We start from the raw sequence: 16,431 nt of genomic DNA, 5'->3' as shown, positions 1-16,431 counted from the left end.
GAGTAATGTTAAAAACAAGTTAAAGGAGAAGGGGGCAAAACAATATGTATGTTCGCCAATTTATGACATCTCAGGTTTTTACAGTGAGCCCGGATGAATCGATCGCAGAAACGATGGTCCTCATGCGAGAAAAAAAGATCAATAAGTTGCCGGTTATGGATAAGGGTAAACTCGTGGGTTTTGTGACAGATGGGGATCTCCGAGAGGTCTCTCCTTCTCCTGCGACGACGTTAAGTATTTTTGAACTTAATTATCTCATCGCCAAAACTCCTATCCGAGAAGTTGCTGTAAAGAAGGTAATGACCTGTCAACCCGATACCCAGATTGAGGATGCTGCCTTGTTAATGCGGGAACACAGAATTAGTGGATTGCCTGTTCTTGACCAAGGCAAACTGGTTGGTATCATTACGGCAACTGATATCTTAGATGCTTTTCTGGATATTATGGGATTTCGCAGTCCAGGCCAACGAGTGGTAATAGAAACAAAAGATGAAACGGGTGTCCTGTTGGACCTTGCGGTGACGATCAAGCAGTTTGATGTTAATATTGCGAGTTTTGCGGTCTACCATCTAAGGGATAATCAAGTCCAAATCTTGGCGCGCTTACAGGGTGAACAAGTAGCCGAAGTAAAAGCGTCATTAAAGGAAAAAGGGTATCAAGTTAGAGAATGAGTTAGCATTCGGACCAGTTTTGGAGGCACGCTTAGTGACCACAACAGTAAAAGGTTTTCTGAACGAGCAATAACAGCTGAACTGAATCTAAGATAACGAATAAATAGTAAACTGGTGAATGAAGTAGTTACTCCCTAATAAACAATAAAAGAAAGTTACTGAATGAGTAATGGTCATCCAGTAACTTTCTTTATTCATAAAAGGCGATATAATATATAGAAAATTAAAATATCTTAAAGATAAATGAGGAGATGGGTCAATGTTTCTTTTTAACCGTTCAATTTCTATAAATGTCAGTTTAGTATCCAATAAAATTGTAGCAGTAAATGGAGTTTTTTTAGATAGCCAACACGAACTCTGTATAACCCTCGAAGCTGACCTCGAGAGTTATACGATTACATCAGCCGATGGTCAACTTCGTCGTGCTCCCCACAAGGATTGTGTACACGCCCAAGACCGAATTAAAAAACTTGTGGGGGTTAACCTGAATTGTAATGTCAGAAAGCAAATTCAAGCAGCGGTTGGCTTAGAACAGGGCTGTACGCATTTGACAGACCTCACACTTGAGTGTGTAAAGGGGATAGTTCAAGCTAAATACCAGTTGATGAAGCTTACAATGCAAGAAGAAGAAATGAAAATTCAGGTTGAACAACAACTTAATGGAAGCTGCCTGCACTATAAGAAGTTTTAGTTTGTTGTGGTGCAGTTGCCTATTTTTGTTCGGGTTTAGTATAAGCAATTAAGACGGTCTCTTGGCCAGTGGTAGGAGATGTATTAAATTTAGTTTCTAAAGCCTTAATGTCTTCGACCTGGCTGTTTGATAGACTAGAAAACAATATATCGCTCCGATCCATAATAAAACTCCTTTCTTTGTAAGATTTTGACCCACCTGCGTTCAATACAGCGCTTAATTAAAAATCTGATCTTAAGATAAATGTGGTTCCATTATTATTGTGCACACATTAATGGAAATATATACCTTTCATTTGTTGAACTTAAGCATTATGTATAATTGTATGCCATTTAAAAGATTTACTAATAACCTTGAATGTGTTATATTATTGTCGACAGAATGGGGATGGATAGTAGCTGGTGCTGCTCCCGGACTTCAAATCCGCGTGTCGGGACGCAGAACGTTCCGAGGTGTGTTCGATTCTCACGCATCCCCGCCATAATCGTGTTTCGCGGTTCGAACTTCGCTTATCGAATGCAATTGTTGTGATATTATAGTTCGAGCTTCCAGTTCGAAAATCAAAATACCGAATATCAATATGAGGCAGCGAGCAGCTGTCTTTTTGATTTCCCTGATGAGGGTTGTTGCAGGATTTTGGACAGATAGACCGAATATTAAAAGATTAGTGAAATATTATTGTTTAGTTTTGTTGCGCTAAGATAAATTTAAATTAGCTTTTATAAGGTAGGGGGGAGTACATGAATCTTATTGATGTGCTTATTATGGGGTTTGTTCTGTTTGGAGCCTTACATGGTTATCAAAGAGGCCTTATAACTAGCGTTATTAATTTCTTGAGTAGTATTGTAGGTTTTGTGGTAGCATCATGGGAGTATATGGCTGCTCTTCATTGGGCTGAGCAACATTTTGCGCTGCAAAAATGGTTGGAACCCGTGATTTATCAAGCAATCCTTCCCATTGTTCAGTCTAAAGCCAGTAGTCTACAACAACAGGCTTTAGGGAATATTTTAGGGGCCCTGCCGTCAGAATGGCGTAATATTCTCGCCTCGTTAAACCTGCCTAATGTACAGATGCCCCAAGCTATTGAGCAAGTGACCCATCGTTTAGCGGAGGCGGTTACTGAGCGCACTCTAAGCCTTATTGCCTTTGGTTGTGTTTTTTTTATAGTGGTGATTTTGATTCACTTGTTGGTCTCTATTCTTCTTCGTCTTTTTAGTATTTGGGGTGGGGCTTTTAATCGAGGAGGAGGTCTCATATTTGGGGGATTGAGTGCCCTTATTTGCCTGGCCGTCGTTGCAGGGTTGTCTTCCCCGCTCTTGAAAATGGGAGTAGGTGGAGGCATTAATGACCTAATTCAGAACTCGAACTTTTATCCTTATTTAACAGGGATCTTTCAGACCCTGGATCAGGCGTTTTCTGCGCAACTCAGTCAAAAACTGCTCGAACCGCTTTCACTTGGCAAAGGAGTTTGGTTTTAAGATGCCCTAGTTAGGGCAGAAAGTATAAATCGTCCAGCCAAGGGATAGTGAGGCGCCTATTGTATAAATCAACCAGAGACGAAGAAAACTTAAGCTAAATATAAAAATTGCTTAAGGTGGAAAGGTGATTATATGCGTTCAAAAATGGTAAAGTTGGCATGGGATGAACTAAAGATTTCTGAGAAGGAACGTCAAGCGATGACAGAATACTTAGCTTTTCTCAGTGAAGGAAAAACAGAACGGGAATCATGGCAGATCCTAGAGAGATGGGCCAAGAAGTCAGGTTTTACATCGCTTGACGAGGTGAAGGATTTTAAGTCAGGTCAAAAGGTCCGACTGGAAGTTCAAGGAAAAGCGGGCATATTGGCAATTGCAGGTCTTCGTCCATTAAGCGAGGGCTTTCGAATTGTTGCGGCTCATATTGATGCTCCTCGGTTAGATATTAAACAACGCCCTCTTTATGAAGAAGAAGGATTGGCCTTTTTAAAAACGCACTATTATGGAGGGATTAAGAAATACCAATGGACAGCCCTGCCGCTTGCTTTACATGGAGTCATCATATTAACGGAGGGTCAGAAGGTTAGTATTGTGGTAGGAGAAGATGAAGAAGACCCGATTTTTACTATTACCGACTTACTTCCTCATTTAGCAAAGGATCAAAATGACAAAAAGTTAAGTGAGGCCATTACAGGAGAGGGATTAAACTTATTGCTCGGACATGATCCTTCAACTGGGGAGGGGGAAGAACGTGTAAAATCGGCTATTCTTAATATTTTAAAGGAAAAATATGGTATCCAGGAAGATGACTTCGTCAGTGCAGAATTAGAGGTCGTCCCAGCAGGAAAAGCCCGCTATGCAGGTTTAGATCGAAGTCTGATTGCTGGGTACGGGCAAGATGATAGAGTCTGCGCCTTTGCTGCTTGGAAAGCAATTGAAGCTATAGAGCAGCCGGAGTGGACAACAATGGTTCTATTTGCTGATAAAGAGGAGATTGGCAGTGACTCCAATACAGGCATGAAAGCTCGTTACTTGGAGAACTTCGTTGCGGAACTTATTACCTTGCAAACCGGGACATATAATGGTTTGATGGTTCGACGTGCAATGGCCCGAGCCAAAGCGCTTTCGGCAGATGTCACCGGTGGATATGACCCTAATTATACAGAGGTTATGGACAAACGGAATTCGGCTTTCCTAGGTCGAGGGATGGTTATTAGCAAATACACTGGTTCTCGAGGTAAATCAGGGTCGAGTGACGCGAACCCGGAATTCATTGCAGAGGTTCGCAGAATTTTTGATAAGGCAAAGATTGTTTGGCAAACTGCCGAATTAGGAAAAGTTGATCAGGGCGGCGGTGGTACAATAGCTCAGTATATGGCAATTTACGGAATGGAAGTATTGGACTGTGGGGTAGGTATTCTAAGCATGCATGCCCCGTGGGAAATCTCTTCAGTCGCAGATTTGGTCATGATGATGCGTGGGTATTACGCTTTTTTAGCATATCGTAATTAGCAGAAATTACAGCAAAGGACCACGATAATATGAATGTCACTTGGATTCCGGATAAATTGAGTGATTTTGACTGGCACAAAATAGGGATCGCGGCGTTAAATACGTTACTATATATTGCTGTTATTCTCGTTGTTGCACGTATTGCCTATGGATTATTAATTTATCTATTAAGGCGCATGTTAGTCGAGCGTAAAGGGAAACAACTTCTAGATGAACGTAAGGCTAATACAATATTCTCACTTCTACGAAGTATGGCTTTTTACGTGATTACCTTCACGGTCGTAGTTCATATCCTTAAACGACTGTTTAATTTTGATACAGGGGCATTACTGGCTTCGGCCAGTGTTTTGGGTGTCGCCCTGGGTTTCGGCTCTCAAAGCTTGGTTAAAGATATGATTGGTGGTTTTTTCATTCTCTTTGAAGATCAATTTTCTGTTGGAGAATATGTTCAAGTGGGTGAATTCTCAGGAATTGTTGAAGAAACTGGAATTAGGGCGACTCACCTCAGAGACTGGGGCGGTGAACTGCACATTATTCCAAATGGTAGTATTGCGGCAGTTACTAACTTCAGCCGCGGGAAGATGCGGGCTTTGGTTGATATTCAGATTCCCTACGATGAAAATCTTGACCATGCAAGGGAAGTAATGAATTCAGTTTGTGAGGTAGTTAGTACCGAATTCGGAGAGAAAATCATAGAAGCTCCCACAGTACAGGGTATCATTCAATTCGGCGATCTCAATGTTGTTTTACGCATTGTTGGCTTCACCCACCCTAATGAACAGTGGAGTCTGGAACGAGAACTGCGTCGTCGCATTCACAGCGCATTTTTAGAAGAAGGAATTCGTACTCCACAACTAAAAATATTATCTTTTGAAGATCTCAAAAAAGGTTCACCTAATGACGAACAATAGACGATGGGCCCAGTAGAAATAATGGATATAAAAATACCTAGTCAATAGAGTATTAAAACTCCGTTGGGTTCAGTGAACTTATCAGGAGCTAAATAAGCGAAGTGCGATGCCCGAAGAGAAGTACGATATTAAATTTCGAACTTCGAACTTCGAACCTCGAACCTCGATTAAGGGGGAGTCGATAGTGGTGATTCCATTAAATGTTGGGGATATTGTTCGTCTTCGTAAACCGCATCCTTGTGGAAGCGTAGATTGGAAAGTAATGCGTACAGGGATGGATTTTAGGATTCAGTGCTTAGGATGTCAACATCAGGCCTGGATACCTCGTGTTAAACTCGAGCGCAATTTAAAAGAGATTCTAAAGCGGGCCGAAGAAAATGAGATGGATTAGTGAGTGAAAATCACTTATAATCTGTGGAGATAACTTGTCACATAATTAAGAGGAGGTAAAGCATGACATTACATGCAGGAATTGTTGGTTTGCCGAATGTGGGTAAATCAACGTTGTTTAATGCAATTACCCAAGTGGGTGCTGAAGCGGCGAATTATCCATTCTGTACCATTGATCCGAATGTGGGGATGGTAGAAGTGCCCGATTCTCGCTTGCAGAAACTAGCAGATATGGTTCATCCAAAAAAGATTGTTTCTGCTACCGTCGAGTTTGTGGATATTGCCGGACTTGTCAAAGGGGCGAGTAAAGGTGAGGGACTAGGAAATAAATTCCTTTCCCATATCCGTGAAGTCGATGCCATTGTGCATGTTGTGCGCTGCTTTGAAGACGATAATGTGATCCATGTCGAGGGTAATGTTAACCCTAAAAGAGATATCGAGACCATAGATCTTGAGTTGGTCTTAGCGGACATGGAAAGTGTGGAGAAGCGTGCAGATCGTACGTCTAAACTCTTAAAGGCCGGAGATAAAAAGGCTCAAGGCGAAGTGGCGCTGTTAGAGCGGTTGAAGGAAGTCTTTAATCGAGGAAAAGGGGCACGTTCTTTGACTTATACGGACGAGGAACGGGAAATTCTAAAAGGTTTTTCACTTTTGACTTTAAAGCCGGTGCTTTATGTTGCGAATGTCAGCGAAGATGGCCTCTCTACAGCAGCCGATAACTCTTATGTCCAACAAGTTATGGCAATCGCAGCGGAAGAGGATGCAGAAGTCGTTGTAGTTTGTGCTCAGATCGAAGCGGAGATAGCAGAACTTGAAGAAGACGAGAAGGAAGTTTTCTTACAGGATTTAGGACTCGAAGAGTCAGGACTGGACCGATTGATTCGGGTTGCTTTTCATCTATTGGGACTCATGACGTTTTTTACTGCTGGTCAGGTGGAAGTGAGAGCGTGGACGATTCGTCAAGGAACAAAAGCGCCTCAAGCAGCTGGAGTCATTCATACCGACTTTGAGCATGGGTTTATCCGGGCTGAGGTGGTCGCCTATAAGGATTTTGTAGAGCACAACGGGTTGAATGGTGCTCGTGAAAAGGGGTTGGTACGTTTAGAAGGCAAAGAGTATATTATGCATGACGGAGACATTGTTCACTTCAGGTTTAACGTATAAATTAACAAGGATTCTTGTACAACTAAGCGTTCTGCCTGCGCTAGCCAAGTTTTCTTTCATAAATAGCCCTTAAACGACTGGAAGTATGTATTTTATATAGAAATATTATTGCTTTTCTACTAACGAAATGGTATAATTTCTGCTTGGTAGTATAAATATCCCTGCTCCGTTTAACGGGGCCGCTTAGTCCGAGGGGAGGTGCAAATATGAAAGCGTACGAATTACTTTATATCATCCGGCCAGATCTGGATGAGGAGGCAACCACTGCACTGGTTGACCGTTTAGGTGGGCTCGTAGCCAGCAATGGTGGAGAAAACTTAACGGTCGAAAAGTGGGGCAAACGTCGGTTGGCTTATGAAATCCAAGATTATAAAGAAGGCCAATATATCCTGATGAACTTTGACGGCGAAGGCCGCACATCTCAGGAAATTGAACGGGTTATGAAAATCTCCGACGATGTAATCCGTTTTCTAACCGTTAGAAAAGATGACTAAAAGGACGGTGGGGCAAACATGTTGAATCGTGTCGTTTTGGTTGGCCGTTTAACTAAAGACCCCGAGTTACGTTATTCACCTAGTGGCGTAGCGGTAGCTAATTTCACTTTAGCCGTTGATCGTAAGTTTAAGAATGCTCAAGGTGAGAAAGAAACTGACTTCATTCCATGTGTTGTGTTTAGACAACTTGCTGAACTTTGTGCCAACTATTTGGCTAAAGGAAAGCTTGCTTCGGTAGATGGACGAATCCAAATTAGAACATACAATGATAAGGACGGCCAAAAGCGCTGGGTTACAGAGGTTGTTGCGGAAGATGTCCATTTCTTAAGTCCGAAGGACAGCGGGAGCGGCAATACGGAATCAGCTTCTCCAAGAGGGATTGGCTCGTTTGGACATGAAGTAAATTTGGATGATGACATCCCATTCTAAGTTGGGAAGGGGAGAATTAGTATGAAACGTGAACGCGGACGTCGCCCACGTAAGCGCGTATGCAGTTTTTGTGTGGATAAAGTTGTGTCAATGGATTACAAAGAGACACACAAAGTACGCAAGTACGTTACGGATCGTGGTAAAATATTGCCTCGCCGTATTTCTGGAAACTGCGCCATGCACCAACGTCAAGTGACATTGGCTATCAAACGGGCTCGTAGTATTGCCTTGTTACCATATAGCGTAGAGTAGAAAGGGGAGCGTAAGCTCCTTTTTTCTATTTTTGCCTAGTTGAAACCCCTTGTCGCAGTGCGGCACCTCTGACGAATGAAAATTGGTTGGCGAAATTTTCATGCTTGTAAAGTGCAGGAGATTTGTATGCTTATCACGAAGTGTTTGTAGATGTTTGTTTATTAGTAACATTTATTGAGAAAAATGACTTTAGGAGGGGGCAACCCTGGAGCATATTGAAGTTGATGTTGTCAAAGGCTTAAGGGCTATTGATGAACTAAAGGTCAATTTAATTCAGGCACAGTGGCTTATTCAACATGGAACACTGTGTGGTTCAGAGGCAGAGATGATTCAGGGGTTGGCTGATCTTGTGGGAATGAGTTATTTGCTGGCCAGACGGTTGGGTTTTGACTTTTCTCGGCTTGATCGCATGCTTTTACAACGCCTTGAGAGCTTAAAAGATGCGGATGAGATGAATCTTGAGAAACAGTGGGGAGATTTAAGTTTACTTTTGAGCTATCTGGCCCCTGAAGACTAAGTTTATAGGAGAATTGGCACATGTTTTTAAGTGACGAAACAGTTGCGAGCTACTTAGCGGGTGCGATCCTGTTGACCTTTCCTTGGCTGGGGGTCACTTGGGGGACATGGGGACTTATCTGGGAAGCACTTATGCTACTTGCCGTGTTTTTGGTCGGCCGTCGAAGTGGGTTACCTATAGCCACGTTTTTTCTGTTGATTGGTTATGTTGCGCCGTTGATTGTTTTAGGAGTAACAACCTTTAATCAGATGAGTCTTGTTCCTTTGGCCGGGTTACTAGGCGTCTTGGGCCAGCAAAAACATTGGCCGGTGCGCATGACCTTTTTCTGGAGTGCTATGTTAGCTGCAGTTTTAGGGGCCATACCAACCCTCTCTTTAATGGCTCAAGGGTTTGATGCCAAAACTGTGAGTGACGTGATTAACACAATAGTTGAGCAATATAAGGCTTCAGGATTGCTGGTCTTGATGCAACAACAAGGGATTAGTGAGGTACAAGTTCGAGATCTATTGCAACAAGGAATTCACTTTTATGCCTTAATCATTCCCAGTTTTGCTGCGATATCCGCATTTGTTGAGTTTGGATTGATTTTCTATATTGTCAGGCGTTGGTTTAAGGATGATGAAGGACGGGTTCCGTTCTCGCGTTGGAGTTTACCTTGGTATACGGTTTGGGGTGCCGTTTTAGGGATTGCCTGTTATCTTTTAGGCGATCAATTTACTTGGACTGTTCTTCGTGGTATAGGGATCAACATAATGGTTGTATATGGAGCCTTAGCTTTGGTGTTGGGTACTTCAGTGTACCTGTATTTCTTACAATCACCTAAGATCCCGCGCCTGCTTAAATTGGCAATAATTTTGATCAGCATTTTATATTTCTTCTTCAGTGTTGTTAGTATAATAATGTTTGGGCTATTTGACCTTGTTTTTAATTTTCGCCGTTTACCGGAAGAAGTGTAAGGAGGAATTCATATGAAGGTTATTCTTCAAGTAGATGTAAAAGGAACGGGTAAAAAAGGACAAGTCCTCGAAGTGGCTGACGGGTTTGCTCGAAACTTCCTTTTCCCAAAAAAATTAGCGATCGAAGCGACAACCGGAAATATTCAGGATATCTCGCATAAGAAAGAGCTGGAAGATCGTCGCAAAGAAAAAGAAAAGGTCGATGCGATTGAATTAGGAGGTAAACTGAATGCTCTCCTGATTGAAGTCAAGACGAAGACGGGCGAAGGTGGGCGCTTGTTTGGTTCAGTTACTAACAAAGAAATTGTTGACGCTTTGAAAAAGCAGCATGGGTTTGAAGTGGATAAACGTAAGTTAGACATCAAAGAACCGATTAAGGCCTTGGGAAACTATGAGGTTCATGTGAAAATTCATCCGGAAGTGACAGCAAAGCTTCAGGTAAAAGTTGTTGCAATATAAATGTTAATCTGATCTCGTGAAAGGGGATCCCTGATGAAAGGGCTTTTGACAAAATGGCTAGATCATACGAATCTTAGTGATCGGTTGCAGGATGAGGAAGAGTGGCGACGAGAAGTCGATGCACTCTACGTTTTACTTTCAAATTATCATGGAACCGACAAACTGGTTCTTAAGGCCAGTAGGTTAGAAGCGCTTAAACTTATGCGTTCAGATGTGCTTGTTGAACGTGTTGCCGGATTACGCAAAATTGTATCTGATGACCCTACAGTTCAGAAGATTCCGAAGCTACAGGAAGTGCCCAAGCTCTTAGATGAGATCGAAGAGCAGATTGCGGAACTTATTGCTCGGCGTTCAGTCGAGGAACGGCTAGAACGTGTTGTCTCAGAAAAGATGCAGGAGCGGCATGAGGATTACGTTAAAGAGATTAAGATTCAAGTTCTTCAAGAAACGACCGGACCGGAAAATGCCCAGACGCTTAAGAGGCTCGCCATCCTTGAAAAGATGAATACCGTTTCACTAAAACGTTCCGCGTTTGACGTATTGCGTCCGCAGACTGTGGAAGAGATTGTGGGGCAGGAAAGCGCTGTACGAGCCTTGTTGGCCAAGTTAGCAACGCCCTATCCTCAACATATCCTAATGTATGGTCCCCCTGGAGTTGGTAAGACATCTGCCGCTCGGGTTGCGTTAGAAGCGGTTAAGAAGCATTCCCATTCTCCCTTTGCCAAAGACGCTCCCTTTATCGAAGTGGATGGGACAACGTTAAGATGGGACCCCCGAGATGTAACCAACCCTCTATTGGGATCGGTACATGATCCGATATACCAAGGGGCGAAGCATGATTTGGCTGAAACAGGTATCCCTGAGCCTAAAATGGGACTAGTGAGCGAGGCTCACGGTGGAATTCTGTTCATAGACGAAATAGGGGAGATGGATCCCTTACTTTTAAATAAATTGCTGAAGGTGCTAGAAGATAAGCGTGTTTCATTCGATTCTTCGTATTACGATCCGAGTAATCCCCAGGTTCCTCAGTGGATCAAAAAACTCTTTGATGAGGGGGCTCCAGCTGATTTTGTCCTCGTTGGAGCCACGACGCGAGATCCAGCAGAACTCAATCCTGCTCTGCGTTCCCGCTGTTCGGAGGTCTTCTTTGCGCCGCTGGAGCCAGGAGATGTTCAGCATATTATACGCCAAGCCTCCCAAAAACTAGGTGTGACGTTGGAAGACGATGTCCCGGGAATTATCAGCGAATATGTGATTGAAGGACGAAAAGCAAATAGCATTCTTACTGATGCCTATGGTTTGGCGAGATATCGCAATTCAGATCAGGAAGAAATAAGAGTAGCAAGTGCCGATGTTTATGAAGTCCTGCGTTCGGCCCGGCTCACTCCTTATATTGTACGAAAAGTGCAACCCAGCATGGAAATAGGAAGAATCTTGGGATTGGGTGTGTCCGGATTTCTAGGTTCCGTGTTGGAGATTGAGGCGATTACCTTCGACGGACGGGATGGCAAAGGAACGGTACGCTTTAATGAAACGGCAGGAAGTATGGCTAGAGATGCAGTATTTAATGCTACGGCGGTCATCCGTGAGCTGACCGGAGAAGATTTGCGTAATTACGATGTGCATGTCAATGTGGTCGGTGGAGCAAAAATTGACGGTCCTTCAGCTGGATTGGCAACAACGCTAGCTATTTACAGTGCTTTGAGAAAGCAGCCGCTACGTCAAGATGTCGCGGTGACTGGAGAAATTTCTATTCAGGGTAAGGTTAAACCAGTCGGTGGAATTTACGAAAAGATCTTTGGAGCAAAGCAGGTTGAAGTTCGCAAAGTTTTGATTCCCCTAGAAAATATGGCAGATGTACCTCAGAGTCTGCAAGGTATTGAAGTGGTGGCAGTTAGTACGATTGAAGAGGCCATTAAACATGTTTTTTAGCAGTTGAAGAGTTTCAAGTTACAGAGCTTGTGAGAGCAAGAATGACCAGGAGGAGAGAGGTTATGGAACTAATAAAAGTTCCACCCCATAATTTGGAGGCTGAACAAGCAGTCTTAGGCGCGATGATGCTCGATCCCGAGGCCGGAAGTTCTGTCTTTGAAATGCTTCAACCGGAGGATTTTTATAGAGATAATCATCGTTTGATTTTTTCCGCCATTCAGGATCTGTTTGAAAAAGGAGATCCGGTTGATCTGGTCAGTGTTGCGGAGATTTTGCGCCAACAGGGGCGTCTAGAGCAGGTAGGCGGGATTGCCACGATCTCGGAGATCGCTCGTTCTGTCCCTTCAGCAGCCAATGTGGAATATTATGCTAAGCTGGTGACTGAGAAGGCGCTTCTTCGACAACTCATTCGGGCGACAAGCAGTATCTTAGAACGGGGATATGAGCCTGGAGAAGAAGCGCGTAGTCTGCTAGAAGAAGCAGAAAAGCTTATTTTAGATCTTTCACGTCGACGCATCAAAGATGGATTTAGCTTCATTCGCGATGTGCTCTTAGAGACGTTTGAAAAAATAGAGTATCTCTACGCAAATAAAGGAAATCTCACAGGCGTGCCTACTTTTTTTACAGAATTGGATCGAATGACATCAGGGTGGCAGCCGTCTGATTTGGTGATTATTGCTGCCCGGCCGTCCATGGGAAAAACAGCTATGGTTTTAAATATGGCCCAAAATGCTGCAGTTCGCGCCAAGGTTCCGGTGGCTATCTTTAGTTTGGAAATGTCCAAAGAGCAGTTGGTGCAACGGATGCTTTGCGGAGAAGCAATGGTCGATCAACAGCGTGTAAGGACGGGAGAATTACTTGATGCAGATTGGCCGAAGCTGACTCGAGCAGTGGGTCCTCTGTCAGATGCGCCAATCTTTATTGATGATACCGTGGGAATTTCTCTGGCTGAACTCCGATCGAAGGCCCGTCGCTTGAAGATGGAGCATAATCTAGGGATGATCATTATTGACTATCTCCAGTTATTGTCGGTTGGGAAAAAGACGGAAAGCCGGCAGCAAGAGGTTGCTCAAATTTCCAGAACCCTCAAAGGGCTTGCCCGGGAACTAAAAGTACCGGTCATTGCTTTATCACAGCTCAACCGGGGCGTTGAGCAACGCCAGGATAAACGGCCAATTATGTCGGACTTGTTGGAATCTGGAGCAATTGAAGCGGATGCCGATGTGATTTCATTTATTTACAGGGATGAGTATTATAATCATGAATCGGAGAAGAAAGGCATTGCTGAGTTGATTATTGCCAAACACCGTAATGGTCCAGTAGGAACGGTTGAATTGGGCTTTCTTAAAGAATTCACAAAGTTTGTTAACCTGGAACGTCAGCATCAAACTGCTTAATCTTTTTCCCCTGGCCATTTTGTGGGCTGGGGGATTTTTTAGTACTAGTCAGAAAGTATAAACTTCGTTTGTATACTGCAAGAATGCTAATTCGTGCGAAGACAGTGCTGCAAGAAGGTTTAACCCGTGCGAAGACAGTGTCTTCGTCGTCTGGAAGCATAAGTGCAACCAACGGTTTCGGCTTCGCCAAGGCTCGGCGAAGCCGGGTTTTCTTTATCCTTTTTATGAAGAATATATTAATTAGAAAGAGTTATCCTAGAATAACTTGAACTAAAAATGCCGAATGTTTTTTGTATATTTATAGTCAATGTTCGGCAATTAGATTGACAAGGGAGAAGAGGATTGTTAAGATGAAATTGTTTGTGACTAGAGGTTCTTGCCTGTTACTGAAAGTAGACGGTGCTAGGAGGAGTTACAATTGAAACATGAAGTGGATGTCTTAATTATAGGAGCTGGTCCGGCCGGAATTTTCACGGCCTTAGAGTTATCCGAACACAATAAAGACTTAAAGATCTTGATTGTAGATAAAGGAAGAACCATTGAAAAGCGAAAGTGCCCTGCCCGTGCCACTGGGATTTGTGCGGGTTGTAACCCTTGTGCTATTACTCGGGGATGGTCAGGTGCGGGAGCATTCAGCGACGGAAAACTATCCTTAAGCCCTGCAGTTGGCGGCAGATTAATGGAATATATGCAGGAAAAGCAGGCTCAGGAGCTAATAAATTACGCCGATTCTAAATACCTTCAATTTGGAGCACAGGAAAAGGTATACGGTTTAGATACCCCAAGGGTTGAAGAGATTCAATATGAGGCGTCAAGACACAATATTCAGTTAATCCATTGCCCTGTACGACATTTGGGAACAGAGCTAGCCTTCGATGTATTGAAGGGTATGTATGAGTATCTCCTAAATAAGACAAATACGACCTTTTGGGAACTTGCTGATGTTCAGGATATTTTGGCCACTCCTGAAGGCGTTAAAGGGGCAACCATTCAACGCAGAGACCAGTCAGAGCTGGATGAAGTTACCGCTCGTTTTGTAGTTGTAGCCCCAGGCCGAGGGGGTGCGAATTGGCTTGCAGAGCAGACCATTCGTTTAGGTGTGCCCACCGTAAATAATGAAGTAGACATCGGAGTACGTGTTGAAGTCCCGAACTCCATTATGGATCATCTAACGCGCGAGCTCTACGAACCGAAGCTGGTTTATTATTCTGACACGTATGACTTAAAAACACGGAGTTTCTGTGTCAACCCTGGTGGTGTGGTTTCTGAAGAACACTACGATGGTGGTATTGGCGTGGTAAATGGGCATAGTTACGCTGATCCCGCAAAAAAAACGAAGAATACAAATTTTGCTTTGTTAGTGTCAACTAGCTTCACAGAACCCTTTAATCAACCGATCGAATATGGGCGATATGTTGCCCGACTCGCGAACATGTTAACTGGTGGAGGCGTAATGGTCCAGCGACTGGGAGACCTGCTGCAAGGGAGACGAACAAACGAAACTCGTTTGAAAAAATCCACCACCACTCCGACACTTCTCTCCGCAGTTCCGGGTGACCTCAGTTACGTGTTGCCGGAGCGGTATTTGACGTCATTAATTGAAACTCTCAAAGCCTTTGATAAAATTGCTCCGGGTATGTATTCAAAAAACACGTTGTTATACGGGGTTGAGGTTAAGTTTTATTCTTCAAAGGTTATAGTTAAAACAAACTTTGAGACAGCCATTCCCCGCTTATATGCCATCGGTGATGGAGCGGGGATTACTCGCGGGTTGATGCAAGCTTCGGCGACGGGGATTGTTGTAGGGCGAGATATTGTAAATAAGGTATAACACCCAATTTGCGGGATGCTACGAAATGACAGGGGGCGAAAGTTGTTGCTCAATCGATATACTCACCCTGAAATGGGAAAGTTATGGCAGGACGGGTATGAATATGAACGCTGGTTAGAAGTCGAATTAGCGGTTGCTGAGGTAATGGCGAAGCGGGGAGAGATACCTTTTAAAGCCATGGAAGAAATCCGAGCCAAGGCTAAAGTGAATCCGAAGCGTGTCTTGGAAATTGAGGCAGTGGTGCGTCATGATCTGATCGCTTTTCTGCAAGCAGTTGTGGAGGAAATCGGAGAGGCTGGAAAACACCTACATCTCGGCTTGACCTCTTCAGATGTAAAGGATACTGCGTTAAGCCTTGTCTTAAGAGATTCCGGGCGTTTACTGAAGAAGGACCTTCAAGCGTTGCGGGCTGCCTTGGTTAAGCGAGCGCTGGAGAGTAAATATACTGTAATGGTCGGTCGAACTCACGGGATTCATGCTGAGCCACTGACCTTCGGATTGAAGCTGGCTTTATGGATCGCTGAGATTGATCGGCAAGATGAACGTCTCGACCAAGCGATTGTTACCGTAAGTGCTGGTAAGATTTCCGGAGCTGTAGGGACGTACGCGAATGTTGCGCCTGAAGTCGAGGAGGCCGTCTGTAAGCACTTGGGATTGAAAACAGCTTTGGTAAGCAATCAGATCTTGCAACGGGATCGGCACGCACACTTTATGACGACATTAGCTTTAATCGGCGGTACACTGGAAAAAATCTCGACTGAGATTCGCAATTTGCAACGTACAGATATTCTTGAAGTTGAGGAACCCTTTGCTGAGGGACAAAAAGGCTCTTCGGCGATGCCGCATAAGCGCAATCCGATCGTGTGTGAACAGGTGGCGGGTATGTCGCGGCTTTTGCGTGGCAATGCGTTGGCAGCAATGGAGAATATTGCGCTCTGGCACGAACGGGATATGACCCATTCCTCTGTGGAACGTGTCATCCTTCCGGATAGTTGTCTTCTTTTAGATCATATGCTTCGTCAAATGACCCGGGTGATTTCTGGGCTTAGGATTCGAGAGGATCAGATGAAACGCAATCTGCAGAAAACGTATGGACTGACATCTTCCCAGCGTGTTCTCTTGGCCTTGGTTGAACACGGATGCATGCGGGAAGATGCCTATGCATGGGTTCAACAGGATGCTTTTCAGGCTTGGGATAATGGGATTGACTTCATTGAGGTCGTTTCTGCAGATGCTCGCGTTTTAAAGTATCTGACCAAAGAGGAAATCCAAGGTTTGTTTGATTTAAAATATCACCTGGGGCACGTAGATGATATCTTTAAGCGACTGGGATTAGAGGCTTAGGATATA

18 protein-coding genes and 1 tRNA gene are annotated in these 16,431 nt (G+C 43.9%); 18 read left to right on the top strand and 1 reads right to left on the bottom strand.

Features of this window, described 5'->3' with window-relative positions; translation table 11 throughout:
• Positions 1-44: 44 nt before the first annotated feature.
• Both DSBG_RS14575 and DSBG_RS14570 read left to right on the top strand, forming a co-directional pair.
• Positions 45-671, top strand: coding sequence for a CBS and ACT domain-containing protein (locus DSBG_RS14575; protein WP_068965028.1), 627 nt, complete (start codon positions 45-47; stop codon positions 669-671).
• Between the two features lie 259 nt (positions 672-930).
• Positions 931-1,362 (top strand): DUF2889 domain-containing protein, encoded by a 432-nt coding sequence (locus DSBG_RS14570; protein ID WP_068965027.1) that lies wholly within the window; start codon positions 931-933, stop codon positions 1,360-1,362.
• A 19-nt stretch (positions 1,363-1,381) separates the two neighbouring features.
• Here DSBG_RS14570 and DSBG_RS23175 read toward each other — a convergent pair whose 3' ends face one another.
• Positions 1,382-1,525, bottom strand: coding sequence for a hypothetical protein (locus DSBG_RS23175; protein ID WP_176716284.1), 144 nt, complete (start codon positions 1,523-1,525; stop codon positions 1,382-1,384).
• Between the two features lie 220 nt (positions 1,526-1,745).
• Here DSBG_RS23175 and DSBG_RS23170 point away from each other — a divergent pair.
• The 16 genes from DSBG_RS23170 to purB all read left to right on the top strand — a co-directional run bounded on the left by DSBG_RS23170 (position 1,746) and on the right by purB (position 16,425).
• Positions 1,746-1,843 (top strand) — tRNA-Sec (locus tag DSBG_RS23170).
• 259 nt (positions 1,844-2,102) lie between these two features.
• The gene (locus DSBG_RS14565) at positions 2,103-2,840 is read left to right on the top strand and encodes a CvpA family protein (RefSeq protein ID WP_068965026.1); all 738 of its coding nucleotides are present in this window, start codon (positions 2,103-2,105) and stop codon (positions 2,838-2,840) included.
• 132 nt (positions 2,841-2,972) lie between these two features.
• Positions 2,973-4,349, top strand: a complete 1,377-nt coding sequence (locus DSBG_RS14560) for an aminopeptidase (RefSeq protein WP_068965025.1) — start codon at positions 2,973-2,975, stop codon at positions 4,347-4,349.
• Positions 4,350-4,378: 29 nt separating this feature from the next.
• A complete protein-coding gene (locus DSBG_RS14555) occupies positions 4,379-5,260 on the top strand; it encodes a mechanosensitive ion channel family protein (protein ID WP_068965024.1) in 882 nt (293 codons plus the stop codon).
• Between the two features lie 187 nt (positions 5,261-5,447).
• On the top strand, positions 5,448-5,651 hold the full coding sequence (locus DSBG_RS14550; protein ID WP_009619683.1) for a DUF951 domain-containing protein: 204 nt from the start codon (positions 5,448-5,450) through the stop codon (positions 5,649-5,651).
• Between the two features lie 62 nt (positions 5,652-5,713).
• Complete coding sequence (ychF, locus tag DSBG_RS14545) at positions 5,714-6,814, top strand: redox-regulated ATPase YchF (protein WP_068965023.1); 1,101 nt, start codon at positions 5,714-5,716, stop codon at positions 6,812-6,814.
• 206 nt (positions 6,815-7,020) lie between these two features.
• Positions 7,021-7,308 (top strand): 30S ribosomal protein S6, encoded by a 288-nt coding sequence (rpsF, locus tag DSBG_RS14540; RefSeq protein ID WP_009619679.1) that lies wholly within the window; start codon positions 7,021-7,023, stop codon positions 7,306-7,308.
• 18 nt (positions 7,309-7,326) lie between these two features.
• Entirely contained in the window at positions 7,327-7,737 is a 411-nt protein-coding gene (locus tag DSBG_RS14535) for a single-stranded DNA-binding protein (protein WP_068965022.1), read from the top strand.
• 21 nt (positions 7,738-7,758) lie between these two features.
• Positions 7,759-7,989, top strand: coding sequence for a 30S ribosomal protein S18 (gene rpsR / locus DSBG_RS14530; protein WP_034141199.1), 231 nt, complete (start codon positions 7,759-7,761; stop codon positions 7,987-7,989).
• Positions 7,990-8,203: 214 nt separating this feature from the next.
• Complete coding sequence (locus tag DSBG_RS14525) at positions 8,204-8,506, top strand: MazG-like family protein (RefSeq protein WP_040412188.1); 303 nt, start codon at positions 8,204-8,206, stop codon at positions 8,504-8,506.
• A 20-nt stretch (positions 8,507-8,526) separates the two neighbouring features.
• A complete protein-coding gene (locus DSBG_RS14520; protein ID WP_068965021.1) occupies positions 8,527-9,462 on the top strand; it encodes a DUF2232 domain-containing protein in 936 nt (311 codons plus the stop codon).
• A 12-nt stretch (positions 9,463-9,474) separates the two neighbouring features.
• Positions 9,475-9,921, top strand: coding sequence for a 50S ribosomal protein L9 (gene rplI, locus DSBG_RS14515; RefSeq protein ID WP_009619672.1), 447 nt, complete (start codon positions 9,475-9,477; stop codon positions 9,919-9,921).
• A gap of 33 nt (positions 9,922-9,954) precedes the next feature.
• Positions 9,955-11,853: a Lon family ATP-dependent protease gene (gene lonC / locus DSBG_RS14510; protein WP_068965020.1), complete on the top strand. Its 1,899-nt coding sequence runs from the start codon at positions 9,955-9,957 to the stop codon at positions 11,851-11,853.
• Positions 11,854-11,915: 62 nt separating this feature from the next.
• Positions 11,916-13,250 carry a replicative DNA helicase gene (gene dnaB, locus DSBG_RS14505; protein ID WP_068965019.1) on the top strand — a complete coding sequence of 445 codons (1,335 nt, stop codon included), beginning with the start codon at positions 11,916-11,918 and terminating at the stop codon, positions 13,248-13,250.
• Between the two features lie 418 nt (positions 13,251-13,668).
• A complete protein-coding gene (locus DSBG_RS14500) occupies positions 13,669-15,081 on the top strand; it encodes an NAD(P)/FAD-dependent oxidoreductase (protein WP_068965018.1) in 1,413 nt (470 codons plus the stop codon).
• Between the two features lie 45 nt (positions 15,082-15,126).
• Positions 15,127-16,425 carry an adenylosuccinate lyase gene (gene purB / locus DSBG_RS14495; protein ID WP_491005759.1) on the top strand — a complete coding sequence of 433 codons (1,299 nt, stop codon included), beginning with the start codon at positions 15,127-15,129 and terminating at the stop codon, positions 16,423-16,425.
• The last annotated feature ends 6 nt before the right edge of the window (positions 16,426-16,431 follow it).

It is taken from the genome of Desulfosporosinus cupriresistens, assembly GCF_001707885.1.
GTDB lineage: Bacteria > Bacillota > Desulfitobacteriia > Desulfitobacteriales > Desulfitobacteriaceae > Desulfosporosinus.
This window is presented reverse-complemented; position numbering and strand designations above follow the sequence as displayed.